Source organism: Marinobacter sp. DS40M6, from assembly GCF_028581595.1.
In the GTDB taxonomy this organism is placed as follows: Bacteria; Pseudomonadota; Gammaproteobacteria; order Pseudomonadales; family Oleiphilaceae; genus Marinobacter; species Marinobacter salarius.
Genome location: NZ_JAFCAE010000001.1, coordinates 737,711 through 750,506 on the forward strand (window position 1 = coordinate 737,711; position 12,796 = coordinate 750,506).

Below are 12,796 nucleotides of genomic sequence, written 5' to 3' on the forward strand. Positions count from 1 at the left end.
TTCTGCCAACTAACAAAAGGCGAGAATTCACATGAGCGAACTGATTCAGCTGGAAAAGCGCGGCCACACCGCGATCATCACCATTAACAACCCCCCGGCCAATACCTGGACCAAGGCGTCTTTGAAGGCGCTGGAAGAGACGATTGAGGCGCTCAACGCTGATCGCAATATCTTTGCGCTGGTGGTCACTGGCCAGGGCGAGAAGTTTTTCTCTGCCGGTGCCGACCTCAAGGCCTTCGCCGATGGCGACATTGGTAACGCCAGTGTCATGGCGCAGGCGTTTGGTCAGGCATTCGATGCCCTGGTTCGCTTCCGTGGCGTGTCAATTGCGGCCGTGAACGGCTATGCCATGGGGGGTGGCCTGGAGTGTGCCCTGGCCTGTGACATCCGCATTGCCGAGGAGCATGCCCAGATGGCATTGCCAGAGGCCACCGTTGGCCTGTTGCCCTGTGCCGGTGGCACCCAGAACCTGCCTTGGCTGGTCGGCGAAGGCTGGGCCAAGCGCATGATCCTGTGTGGTGAGCGTATCAAGGCCGACAAGGCCCTGAGCATCGGGCTGGTGGAGGAAGTGGTGCCGCAGGGCGCAGCCCTCGACAAGGCGCTGGAGCTGGCGGAGATGGCCGGCAAGCAGAGCCCGTCGTCTGTTGCCCGCTGCAAGACCCTGGTGATGAGCGCCCGTGACGGTCGCAGTCACGACGATGGCTGGAGAATGGAGCGGGAACTGTTTATCGAACTGTTCAGCACCGAAGACCAGCGCGAAGGCGTGAATGCGTTCCTTGAAAAGCGCACGCCGGAATGGAAAAACCGTTAAAAGCATCGATAAATCGGGCCGGATTACTGAGTGAATGGTATGAGCGATCAAGTAGTCATTTTTGAGGAACTGGAAGCCGCTGGCGGTAGCCGCATTGGTGTGGCACGGCTGAACGCTCCGCGCGCCATGAACGCATTGTCGCTGGAGATGATCCACCTGTTGAAGGCAAAGCTGGACCAGTGGGCCGCGGACGACACCATCGGCGCCGTGTGGCTGGAAGGCGAGGGCGACAAGGCCCTGTGCGCCGGCGGGGACATTGTGGCGCTGTATCGCGACATGACAGAGCCGCGCTCTGACAGTCGTGCCGTCAGTGAAGGGGATAGATTCTTCACCGACGAATACGAACTGGACTACCAGATTCACACCTATCCCAAGCCTTTTATTGTCTGGGGCAATGGCGTGGTGATGGGCGGCGGCATCGGCCTGATGTCTGGCGGCTCCCACCGCGTGGTGACGGAGCATTCACGTGTGGCGATGCCGGAAGTGAGTATCGGCCTGTACCCGGATGTCGGCGCTGGCTGGTTCCTCAACAAAATGCCGGGCCGGATCGGTTTGTTCCTGGGGCTGACCGGGGCGCGGATGAACGGCGCTGATGCGCTGTTTACCGGGTTGGCCGATCGGTTTATTCGCCACGACATGCGCGAGGAGGTCAAGCAGGCCTTGCAGCAGTCGGGCTTTGCCGGCCTTGAGGGTGGCGCCCATGCCGCTGTTAGCAAAGTGTTGCGCAGATTCGAGGAGGGCTCCCGCGAGGCAATGCCACAGGCCGTGGTACGCGAGCACTTTGATGTGATCCAGGTCCTTACCGACGGCGATTCGCTGGTGGACGTGGTGGATAACCTGAGCCAGTACGCCGGCGAAGATCCCTGGCTGATCAAGGCGGTCAAGACGGTCGCGGCGGCGTCGCCGGCGTCCCTGACTCTGACCTGGCAACACTATCACGACACCTTGCACGACAGCCTGTCCCAGGTTTTCGACAAGGAGCTTCAAATATCGAAACGCTGCCTGAAGATGGGTGAGTTTGCCGAGGGCGTCCGGGCACTGTTGATCGACAAGGACCTGAAGCCACGCTGGCATTTCCCGACACTGAAGAGCGTGGACCCGGAATGGATCGACCGATTCTTTATCGAGCCCTGAACAAAACCGAACAGACCAACACTGATCAAAAATGGAGAACAACAATATGGCGACTATCACATTTATCGGTCTTGGCAACATGGGTGGCCCCATGGCCGCCAACCTCGTTAAGGCGGGACACGACCTGACGGTGTTTGATCTGTCTTCCGAGGCGGTCAAGGCGCTCACCAGCGAAGGTGCGAAATCTGCAGCGACGATTCAGGAAGCAGTGGAGGGTGCCGAGGTGGTGATTTCCATGCTGCCTGCGGGCCAGCACGTGGAAGCGGTTTATCTGGGCGACAACGGCCTGCTGAAAAACCTGCCGTCCACCACATTGGTGATCGACTCCTCCACCATCGCACCGGAAACCGCGAAAGGTGTGGCCGAAACAGCTGTGGCGGCCGGTATCACCTTTATGGATGCGCCGGTCTCCGGCGGTGTTGGTGGCGCCAAGGCGGGCACGCTGACCTTTATCTGTGGTGGTGAGGCGGACGCGTTCGAGCGCGCCAAACCCATTCTTGAAGGTATGGGGAAGAACATCTTCCACGCTGGCCCCCACGGTTCCGGGCAGGTTGCCAAGATCTGCAACAACATGCTGCTGGCCATCCTGATGAGCGGTACCAGCGAAGCATTGGCACTGGGCGTGAAGAACGGCCTGGACCCTGCGGTACTGTCGGAAATCATGAAACAGAGTTCCGGTGGTAACTGGGCGCTGAACGTCTACAACCCCTGGCCGGGTGTCATGGAGGGTGTTCCGGCGTCCCGTGACTACGAAGGCGGTTTCCTGGTGAACCTGATGAACAAGGACCTGGGGCTGGCCTTCGACAATGCGGTCAAGAATCAGGCCCCCATCCCCATGGGGTCGTTGGCCCGTAACCTGTTTGCGCTCCATGCCAACGAGGGTAATGGCGGGCTGGATTTCTCCAGCATACAGAAGTTCTATTACCGCGAGCAGGGCTGAACAGGCAGCGCCTTCAGGGCCATCTGGGCCGAGCTTTTCGTTCATGCTGATGGGTTTTGAAGGCGCTTATTTTTAGCTTTAAGTTTACCTTTACGTAAACTATAGCCTGTGATACACATTGAGTTCAGAATTTGCCACAACAATAAAAGGACTGGATTATGAGCCTCCCGGATTACCAATCGGTCTATGACAATTTCGACCCCGCCAGCCTCGAAGCCGAGATTCTGGAGGGTAACCTGAACGATGGCCTGAACGTCTGTACGGAAATCTGTGACAAATGGGCAGACGACCCCCAACGGGTTGCGCTTTATTACGAAAAAGCTGACGGCGGTTCCGGCAAGCTGACCTTCGCCGAGCTGAAAGAACAATCCGCCCGTTTTGCGAACTACCTGACCTCCCGCGGTATCGGCAAGGGCGACCGGGTTGCCGCCCTGCTGCCTCGCAGCCCTGAGTTGTTGATTGTCATCGCGGGCGCCCTTCGCGCTGGCGCCGTTTACCAGCCGCTGTTCACCGCCTTTGGCCCTGGTGCCATCGAGTATCGTTTCGAGCGCGCCAGCACCAAACTGGTGGTCACTGACCCCGTCAACTACCCGAAACTTACCGAGGTCAAGGACTGCGCACCTGTGGTGTGCGTGAGCGCGGCCGAAGTCAGTGGCGATATCCCGGACTTTGAAAAGACACTGGCAGAGCAGTCTGGCCAGTTTGAACCGGTACTGATCAAGGGTGGTGATCCGTTCCTGCAGATGTTTACCTCGGGTACGGTTGGTAAGTCCAAGGGTGTTGCGGTTCCTGCCAAGGCGTTGCTGGCGTTTTACGTGTACATGAAATATGCCATCGACCTGCGGGACGATGATGTGTTCTGGAACGTGGCTGATCCGGGCTGGGCCTACGGTCTTTACTACGCCGTGGTGGGCCCGTTGCTGATGGGGCATGCCACCCATTTCAACCCGGGCGCGTTTACCCCGGAAACCACCTACGACATGATCCGCAAGTACAAGATCACCAACCTGGCGGCGGCCCCGACTGCTTATCGGTTGCTGAAAGCCAATGACCACGTTCTTCCGGAAGGAGAGAATCTTGGCCTTCGGGTGGCCAGCAGTGCCGGTGAGCCGCTGAACCCGGAAGTGGTGAGCTGGATTGAGCGGCGTCATTTCTGCCCGGTCAAGGACCACTATGGCCAGACCGAAACCGGCATGACCTGCTGTAACTTCCATGGCCTTGATCATCCAGTGCGCCAGGGCTCCATGGGCTATTCCTCTCCTGGCCACAAAGTCGTTGCCCTCAATGAAAAGAATGAAGTTGTGGGCGAAGGTGAGATCGGCCAGTTGGCAGTGGATGTGAACGCCTCGCCATTGTTCCATTTCGACGGCTACACCTGGGGCGAAAAAGACCCGTTCGTGAATGGCTACTACCTCACCGGCGATATGGTGGTGAATCATGGCGGTGGCTGCTTCTCATTCAGCGGCCGTGACGATGACATTATCACCACTGCTGGTTACCGTGTGGGCCCGGCCGATGTGGAAAGCACCCTGCTGGAGCACAAGGCGGTGGCCGAGTCTGGTGTGGTGGCGAAGCCCGACGAAAAGCGGGGCTCTATTATCAAGGCTTATGTGGTTATCAAGGGTGACCAGGAGCCTGAAAGCGAAGATGCCCTGAAGGACGAGCTGCAGGAGCTGGTTCGCCATCGCCTTTCCGCTCACGCCTATCCCCGTGAAATTGAATTCGTGGATGAGCTGCCGAAAACCCCCAGTGGCAAGATCCAGCGCTTTGTTCTGCGTAACCAGGCGAAGGAAGAGAAACAGGGATGATTGTCACCTTCGAGGAGCTGCAGGCCTTCCTCGCCGAGCAGTTTCCCCAGGGTGCCCGCTACGGCACCCTGCAGGAACTGGGCGACGGTTGGGCCGAAATGAAGCTGGAGGTTGCTGAAGAGCATCTGCGCCCCGGCGGCACGGTGTCCGGCCCCGCCATGATGGCGTTGGCGGACGTGGCCCTGTATGCCGCCCTGCTGGGAAAAATCGGCCTGGTGCCGCTGGCGGTGACCAGTAACCTCAACATCAACTTCCTGCGCAAGCCCGTGGCCCACAGCCCGATCCGGGCGCGGGCCAGCATGCTGAGAATCGGCAAGACCAGTGGGGTGGGTGAAGTCTATATTCTCTCCGATGGCCTGGAAGACCCGGTTGCCCATGCCACCATCACCTACGCGATTCCGGCGCAGCGGTGACGGCATGAACGTCAGCAATCTTTCGGTTTCCCTGGGGGAGGGCGTCAGGGTTCAGGCCCAGCGCCTGAGCCACGGTGACCGTACCGGGCCTGTGTTGGTGTTCCTGCATGAATCCCTGGGCAACATTGCCTTGTGGAAGCAGTTCCCGCGCCAGTTGGCGGAGGTCACGGGCCTCGATGCGCTGATTTATGAGCGCCGTGGTTACGGTGCCTCCAGTGACGAGCCGTTGCCCCGTCCCTACGATTATCTGGAGCAGGAAGGCACCGTGTGGTTGCCCCGGCTGCTGGATGCGCTGGCGATTGATGAGGTGATTCTGGTGGGCCACAGCGATGGCGGCTCCATTGCCCTGATTGCCGCAGCAGCGTTGGAAGGGCGGGTAAAAGGGTTGGTCACCATGGCCGCCCATACCTGGGCCGATCACCTCACCCTGGCTGGTATCCGCGACATGCGCCGTCGCTACCTGGAAGAAGGTATTCGCGAGAAGTTACTGCGCCATCACGGCGAACGCACTGATGCGTTGTTCTACGCCTGGCAGGACGTCTGGCTGGATGAGGGATTTCAAGAGTCCATGGACTTTGGCCCTTGGCTGGACGCCATTCGTTGCCCGGCTATGATCATTCAAGGGGACGATGATGAATATGGCGTTCCAGAGCAGGTGACCCGGATTGTGGAGGGTATCGGGCATCGGGCTGAACCGGTGTTCATGGCTGGCACGGGGCATTCGCCCCACTTGCAGCAGCCTGCCCAGGCGCTGACGTTGGTCAGTGATTTTTTGCGAATGGCGATTGGCCAAAAAAGTACGATTTTCGGTTGACGTTTACGTAGACGTCAATCTACTCTGTACACAGTATAAACGCACAACAATAACAAAGGTAGAATGGCTCATGAGTGACCCGTTCGTTCTGGAGACCCAAAGCCTCGTCAAAGAGTTCAAGGGCTTTGTGGCGGTCGATGACGTTAACCTGAAGGTGCAGCGTGGCCACATACATGCCCTGATCGGCCCTAATGGCGCGGGCAAGACCACGGTATTCAACCTGCTCACCAAATTCCTGATTCCTACCCGAGGCAAAATCCTGTTCAAGGGTGAGGACATCACTTCAATGAAATCGGCGGCCATTGCCCGCAAAGGGGTGGTCCGTTCCTTTCAGATTTCTGCGGTTTTCCCCCATATGACGGCGCTCGAGAACATTCGCGTCGCTCTGCAGAGCTTTGAAGGAAACTCCTTCCGCTTCTGGAAATCCGGCGAGTCCCTGAACAAGCTCAATGAGCGTTGCATGGAACTGCTGGACAGTGTGGGGCTGACTGAATTCGCCAATACCACCACCGTCGAACTCGCCTACGGTCGTAAACGCGCCCTGGAACTGGCCACCACTCTGGCCATGGAGCCGGAGCTGCTGTTGCTGGATGAGCCCACACAGGGAATGGGCAGTGAAGACGTGGAGCGGGTCGTTGAACTGGTGCGCAAGGCCGCTCAAGGCCGCACGGTGCTGATGGTGGAACACAACCTGGGTGTGGTCAGCAAACTGTGCGACCGGGTCACCGTGCTGGCACAGGGGGCCGTGCTCACCGAAGGCGACTACCAACAGGTGTCCGATGACCCCCGTGTGCGTGAGGTGTATATGGGTGGCACGGCCACCAAGAAGCAGGAGGCGGCGGAATGACCCAGGCCCACTCGAAAGATTACGAACAGCTACGAATCTCCGGGCTTCACGCGTTCTATGGCGAGTCCCACATTCTCCATGGCATTGATCTGGAGGTTCAGCGCGGGGAACTGGTCACCCTTCTGGGCCGCAACGGGGCCGGGCGTAGCACCACCCTGAAAGCGATTATGAATATGGTGGGCCGCCGCACCGGCTCGATCATGATTAACGGTGAGGAGACCATGACGTGTGCGCCTCACCACATTGCAAGGTTGGGAGTAGGGTATTGCCCCGAACACCGGGGCATTTTTTCCGGACTCAATGTCATGGAAAACCTGACGCTTCCGCCGGTCGTCCGAAGTGGCGGCATGGGGTTGGAGGAAATTTTCTCCATGTTCCCCAACCTGTACGAGCGCCGTACCAGCCCTGGCACCAAACTATCGGGTGGTGAGCAGCAGATGCTGGCCATGGCCCGGATTCTGAGAACGGGCGCCAACATGCTGTTGCTGGATGAAATCACCGAAGGCCTGGCTCCGGTCATCGTTGAAACACTGGGCGAGGTGTTGGTCAAGCTGAAGGAAAAAGGCCTGACCATTGTCCTGGTTGAGCAAAATTTCCATTTCGCCGCACCCCTGGCGGACCGTCACTATGTGATGGAACACGGCCAGATTGTGGAGGAGATCAGCGCCGACGAGCTTGAGGCCAAGCAGTCGATGCTGGACAAGTACCTGGGTGTGTAAGGCCTGGGGATGAGAGTGAAATAAAGAGTGCAACAAGAGCAATAAGAACGAAACCCGAAAACCAACGCAAAGACAGTAGCGGAGAAACAACAATGACAATCACCAAAAAGCTTCTGACATCAGCGATTGCATCAGCCATGTTTGTGGGTGCTGCCCAGGCTGAGATATCCGACAACACCGTTAAAATCGGTTACCTGGCCGACATGTCCGGCACCTATCGTGACCTGGCCGGCCCCAATGGCCAGACAGCCCTGGAAATGGCCATCGCGGACTTCGGTGGCACGGTCAATGGCGCCAAGATCGAAGTGGTCAGCGCGGATGATCGTAACAGCCCGGATTCCGCCTCCAGTACTGCCCGGCGCTGGGTGGAGAACGAGAACGTTGATTTGATCGCCGGCCTGGTTGCTTCCTCGGTCACCATTGCCGTCAGCAACATCCTGGAAGAAAACGACAAACTGGGTATCGTCTCCGGTTCTGCCGCGTCCAGTATTACCAACGAGCACTGCACGCCGAACCACATCCACTACGTGTATGACACCTATCCGCTGGCCAACGGTACGGCAAGCGCGGTGGTTAAAGAAGGTGGCAAGAGCTGGTTTATCCTGACCGCTGACTATGCCTTCGGTCACGCCCTGGAAGGCGACGTAACCCGTGTGGTGGAAGAGAATGGCGGCGAAGTGATGCAGGCAGTGCGTCATCCCTTCCCAACCTCTGACTTCTCGTCCTTTATCCTGCAGGCGCAGTCCTCAGGCGCTGACGTGGTGGCCCTGGCAAACGCCGGTGCAGACACCACCAATGCCATCACTACCGCCGGTGAATTCGGCCTGACCCAGTCCGGCCAGACCCTGGCGGCGCTGTTGTTGTTCCTGACCGACGTTCACGCACTGGGTGCTCAGTCTGCCCAGGGTATCCAGCTCACCACCGGCTGGTACTGGGACATGAACGACGAAACCCGTGCCTGGTCTGACCGTTTCATGGAAAAAACCGGCGTTCGTCCCACCATGGTTCACGCCGGTATCTACTCCAGCACCATGCAGTACCTGAACGCTGTGAAGGCCACCGGTTCGGATGCCGCCCAAACGGTACGCAAGCAGATGATGGATACGCCGATCAACGACATGTTTGCCAAGAACGGCATCATTCGTGAGGACGGCCGTATGGTTCACGACATGTACCTGGCGGAAGTGAAAACGCCCGAGGAGTCCAAGAGCGAGTGGGACCTGTACGACATCGTACGCACCATCCCGGGGGACGAGGCCTATCGCCCGCTGTCTGAGAGCAAGTGCAAGCTCGTAACCAAAAACTGATGTTCTGACCGACTGGGCCGTCCCGCGCTATCCAGCAGTGCTGGCGGGGCGGCCACTGACCTGCAGACACGCAACTTGTGAATGATCCGTTGCGCTGCTTTTGGAGTTTGTAACATGACCGAGATTCTGGGAGTCCCCGTGGCCGTGCTGTCTGGCCAGTTGATGCTCGGGGTGATCAATGGTGCCTTTTACGCTCTGCTGAGCCTCGGCCTGGCGGTAATATTTGGCCTGCTGAAAATCATCAACTTCGCCCACGGTGCCATGTACATGCTCGGTGCGATGTGTACCGTACTGATTTTTGATGCCTTCGGAGTCAACTACTGGGTAGCGCTTTTCGTCGCACCCGTGATTGTTGGCTGTTTCGGCATTCTGCTGGAGTACTTCCTGTTGCGCCGCATCGCGGGCCAGGATCACATCTACAGCCTGTTGTTGACCTTCGGGATTGCACTGATCCTTCAAGGTGTTCTGACCAATATTTACGGCGTTTCTGGCCTGCGTTATTCCATGCCGGAGGTGTTCAGAGGTGGTATGAACCTCGGGTTCATGTTCCTTCCCTACTATCGAGCCTGGGTGATCGTCGCTGCCTTGCTGGTGTGCTTCGCAACCTGGTTCATGATTGAGAAAACCCGGCTTGGCTCCTACCTGCGGGCCGGCACGGAAGATTCCCAGCTGATGCAGGGGTTTGGCATCAATGTGCCACTGCTGATCAGCCTCACTTACGGTTTTGGTGTCATGCTCGCCGCCTTCGCCGGTGCGCTTGCCGCACCCATATATTCGGTATCGCCGGTAATGGGCTCCAACATACTCATCGTGGTGTTTGCTGTGGTCGTCATCGGCGGCATGGGTTCTATCGCCGGAGCCGTCGTTACCGGCCTGATGATGGGGGTAGTAGAAGGGTTCACCAAAGTGTTCTACCCGGAAGGGTCGGCAGCCGTGATCTTCCTGGTGATGGTGGTTGTTCTGTTGATTCGCCCGTCGGGCCTGTTTGGTAAGGAGGCATAGTCATGGCGAACGCAACCACGCAGACAGATATCCAGCAAAGCATTATTCAGCAGCAGAAATCCGAGCAACGCAAGAAGCAGATTTTGAATCTTGTGCTGCTGGCGCTGCTCCTATTGGCACCGGCGGTGATGTACCCCGTGTTCCTGATGAAAATCCTGTGCTTCGCCCTGTTCGCAGTGGCGTTCAACCTCCTGCTGGGTTACACCGGCCTGCTGTCTTTCGGGCACGCTGCGTTCCTGGCGGCGGGCTCATACACCACCGGTTACCTGCTCTCGAATTTCTCCGGTCTGACGACCGAAATGGGGATTCTGGTGGGCACAGCGGCGGCAACGGTGTTGGGGCTCGGCTTCGGGGTTGTGGCCATTCGCCGCCAGGGAATCTATTTCGCGATGATCACCCTGGCGTTGGCGCAACTGGTCTACTTCTTCTTCGTACAGGCCCCGTTTACCGGTGGTGAGGACGGTATGCACGGCGTACCCCGCGGCCACCTGTTCGGCTTTGTTGACCTGAGTAACAACTACGCCATGTACTATTTCGTGCTGGCGGTCTTCCTCGGAGGCTATCTGGCGGTGCAGCGCATTGTCGGCTCGCCCTTCGGGCAGGTGCTCAAGGCGATCAAGCAGAACGAGCCCAGGGCGGTGTCCCTTGGCTACAACGTGGATCGCTACAAGCTCCTCGCATTCGTGATCTCTGCAGGCCTGGCCGGCCTGGCCGGATCGGTGAAAACCGTGGTGTTCCAGCTTGCGTCTCTCAACGACGCTCATTGGCACATGTCCGGCGAAGTCATCCTGATGACTCTGTTGGGTGGTACCGGCACGTTGCTGGGCCCGGTGGTCGGTGCCACTTTCGTGGTGAACCTGGAATATCAGCTGGCCCAGGGGCCGCTGGGTGACTGGGTAGATCCCATTCTTGGCGGTATCTTCGTGCTGACGGTGATGGCCTTCCGCTCGGGTATTGTGGGTGAGATCCAGAACTTCATGCGCAAGAACATGAGTTAATCGTCGCTGGCCGCCCAACTGCCATACCCCAACGCCATGACCCGGGCCACTTCGGCCTCGGGTATGGCTGTCAGGTCGCCCAGTTCCAGGGTGTCGTAGTGAAACACATAGAGGCGGGACGTGAATTCCGCCACGGGCAGGGACGCCTCACCCCGAATCTCTCCATTTCCCCGGGTTGAGCAGGTGATGCCCTGGCCCCAGTCCTGGCCGCTGTCGTTATTGGGGTTGAAGAAGTACACCCGCATTTCGTTTCTGGGGCTCAGGGCCACTCGCAGGATAGTAATGGCATGTCGGCCGACGAAGCGGGCGGCGCTGTCGGTAACGGCGATGCCGGCAGGCTGGTGGTGAATCACCGGAATGTTGCCGTTGTAGTAGGGGTGATAGCTGGCGTAGAAGTGCCGGATGAAATCGTCGTAGTCGGTGACTTCCCCAGTATGGATATCGGCCACCACCTTGAAGCCGTGGCTGACCCACCAGCCATAGAACTCCGGGTTGATCCAGCGGTGGGCGTCGTCGTTACGGTCTTCGCAGCGCCGCCACATCTCACCGTATATCCGGTCCAGGTGGGGAATCAGTATCAGTGACACCGGGTCCACATCCACCGGGGTGTCCTTGACCAGACCCGGCTCCAGGTTCTTGGACGATACTTCCCAGCCTTCAAACCGACTCAGTACCTCGTTGTCGCGGGCTGCCCAGGTGAGTACCTGCAGCAGGTAATCAGCCTCGTTGGCCGCCCACATGGACAATCCTATGGCAGACTGGCAACTGGGGTTGTTGCCCTGGCCCACGCCCAGTGGCTGGCCCAGAAGGTTGAGCACGCCGGCCAGCAGGAACACTCTTGGTGGAACCTCATCGCCGAACGCTTCTGACAGAGCCTGCTCGGTTTCCGCCGATAATTTAAGCTTGATCTGCCGCCACAGTGCCTGGGCGACCGGTGGGGTGAACAGCGAACCCCGCTCCAGCATCATGGTCAGCCCGTAGACCGCCTGACAGGTTTCCGGATGGATGGCTTCATCAATCAAGGCATCTACAAGCTGGTTGTAGCAGTAGAGGTCATCCAGCCCGGTCATTGTCAGGCCCAGGGCCGTGGGGATAAGTTCGTCCTCGCCACTCGTACGAAGGAACCGTAAGAACACGGCATGATAAGGGGACGCAAGCCCGGTGTCGTGCATGTTGCGGGCGAACTCGCTGGCTTCCGCGGACAGTTCAACGTCGTCCATCTGGGTCAGGCGTAGCTGGTAAACGTCCAATCCGGGGTCTTCGCGGCTGCCGGGTGTGGGTGCGAACAGGGCCCGTACCAGCCGGGTGGCGTCGGCCGTGCCGGTGGTTTTCAGTTCCGGGTCGTACAGGCATTTGGCGATCTGGCCAATCATGTCGCAGATGCTGTCCACCTGCACAGGGCCTTGTTCCAGTAGCCGCCACACCTCAGCCACCAGGCTGTCCAACAGGTTCTCGTAGCCAAGGTGGGATATCAGGTATTGGTATAGCCCCAGCACCAGGGGGCCGAGTTGCTTGGGCCGTTCGCGATCGGCTTCGGTGAGAGTGCCAGACAGCAGGTCCAGGTTCAGGGCCATCACCTGGGTGAGGAAATGCCGGGCCTGCTCGGAGGAAATGCCAGGGTGAAAATAGTCACCGCGCACCACCGCCAGCAGCCGTATTTCGCTGATCGCCTCGACAACGGTGGTAACCGCACCGGCCTCTCGCAGTGAGTGCTTGGCCAGGGCAGGTTGCAGGGTGGCAGGTTTAGACCAGTCACTGGTGCCGAATATACCGGCGGATTCCAGAGCGCGAACCCGACGGTACAGGACATCGAAACCTCCCGGCAGCGTCATTAGAAGGCGCGCACGCTCCAGCAGCCCCAGGCTGGAGGCTTGTGGTGACGCGCTGCGGGCGCGGGCAAAGTCTGCCAGAGCGGCATCGAATTGCAATGAAGCCTGGGCAAGATCCAAGGGTTAACTCCTTTTTTCGTTTTTCCTCGCTCCGTCACTCGCAGTGTAGTCGGC

Annotated in this window: 12 protein-coding genes; 11 read left to right on the forward strand and 1 reads right to left on the reverse strand. The window is 58.8% G+C overall.

What is annotated here, in order from left to right; genetic code table 11:
• Positions 1-31 precede the first annotated feature (31 nt).
• The 11 genes from JJO78_RS03275 to JJO78_RS03325 all read left to right on the forward strand — a co-directional run bounded on the left by JJO78_RS03275 (position 32) and on the right by JJO78_RS03325 (position 10,793).
• A complete protein-coding gene (locus tag JJO78_RS03275; RefSeq protein ID WP_036202464.1) occupies positions 32-811 on the forward strand; it encodes an enoyl-CoA hydratase in 780 nt (259 codons plus the stop codon).
• Between the two features lie 39 nt (positions 812-850).
• Positions 851-1,945 (forward strand): enoyl-CoA hydratase/isomerase family protein, encoded by a 1,095-nt coding sequence (locus tag JJO78_RS03280; protein WP_075195412.1) that lies wholly within the window; start codon positions 851-853, stop codon positions 1,943-1,945.
• A 46-nt stretch (positions 1,946-1,991) separates the two neighbouring features.
• Positions 1,992-2,885: a 3-hydroxyisobutyrate dehydrogenase gene (mmsB, locus tag JJO78_RS03285; protein WP_075195556.1), complete on the forward strand. Its 894-nt coding sequence runs from the start codon at positions 1,992-1,994 to the stop codon at positions 2,883-2,885.
• Between the two features lie 158 nt (positions 2,886-3,043).
• Positions 3,044-4,693: an AMP-binding protein gene (locus JJO78_RS03290; RefSeq protein ID WP_075195411.1), complete on the forward strand. Its 1,650-nt coding sequence runs from the start codon at positions 3,044-3,046 to the stop codon at positions 4,691-4,693.
• Positions 4,690-5,106 carry a PaaI family thioesterase gene (locus JJO78_RS03295; protein ID WP_075195410.1) on the forward strand — a complete coding sequence of 139 codons (417 nt, stop codon included), beginning with the start codon at positions 4,690-4,692 and terminating at the stop codon, positions 5,104-5,106. Before JJO78_RS03290 ends, JJO78_RS03295 begins: the two co-directional genes overlap by 4 nt.
• A gap of 4 nt (positions 5,107-5,110) precedes the next feature.
• Positions 5,111-5,920: an alpha/beta fold hydrolase gene (locus JJO78_RS03300; RefSeq protein ID WP_075195409.1), complete on the forward strand. Its 810-nt coding sequence runs from the start codon at positions 5,111-5,113 to the stop codon at positions 5,918-5,920.
• Positions 5,921-5,990: 70 nt separating this feature from the next.
• Positions 5,991-6,767: an ABC transporter ATP-binding protein gene (locus tag JJO78_RS03305; protein ID WP_036202477.1), complete on the forward strand. Its 777-nt coding sequence runs from the start codon at positions 5,991-5,993 to the stop codon at positions 6,765-6,767.
• Complete coding sequence (locus tag JJO78_RS03310; protein ID WP_036202479.1) at positions 6,764-7,486, forward strand: ABC transporter ATP-binding protein; 723 nt, start codon at positions 6,764-6,766, stop codon at positions 7,484-7,486. Before JJO78_RS03305 ends, JJO78_RS03310 begins: the two co-directional genes overlap by 4 nt.
• A gap of 92 nt (positions 7,487-7,578) precedes the next feature.
• Positions 7,579-8,793 (forward strand): ABC transporter substrate-binding protein, encoded by a 1,215-nt coding sequence (locus JJO78_RS03315; protein WP_075195408.1) that lies wholly within the window; start codon positions 7,579-7,581, stop codon positions 8,791-8,793.
• A 114-nt stretch (positions 8,794-8,907) separates the two neighbouring features.
• Entirely contained in the window at positions 8,908-9,795 is an 888-nt protein-coding gene (locus JJO78_RS03320) for a branched-chain amino acid ABC transporter permease (RefSeq protein WP_075195407.1), read from the forward strand.
• A 2-nt stretch (positions 9,796-9,797) separates the two neighbouring features.
• On the forward strand, positions 9,798-10,793 hold the full coding sequence (locus JJO78_RS03325; protein ID WP_041333636.1) for a branched-chain amino acid ABC transporter permease: 996 nt from the start codon (positions 9,798-9,800) through the stop codon (positions 10,791-10,793).
• On the opposite strand, the gene JJO78_RS03330 is transcribed toward JJO78_RS03325, so the two are convergent.
• Positions 10,790-12,742 (reverse strand): hypothetical protein, encoded by a 1,953-nt coding sequence (locus JJO78_RS03330; protein WP_075195406.1) that lies wholly within the window; start codon positions 12,740-12,742, stop codon positions 10,790-10,792. The genes JJO78_RS03325 and JJO78_RS03330 overlap by 4 nt on opposite strands.
• Between the last annotated feature and the right edge of the window lie 54 nt (positions 12,743-12,796).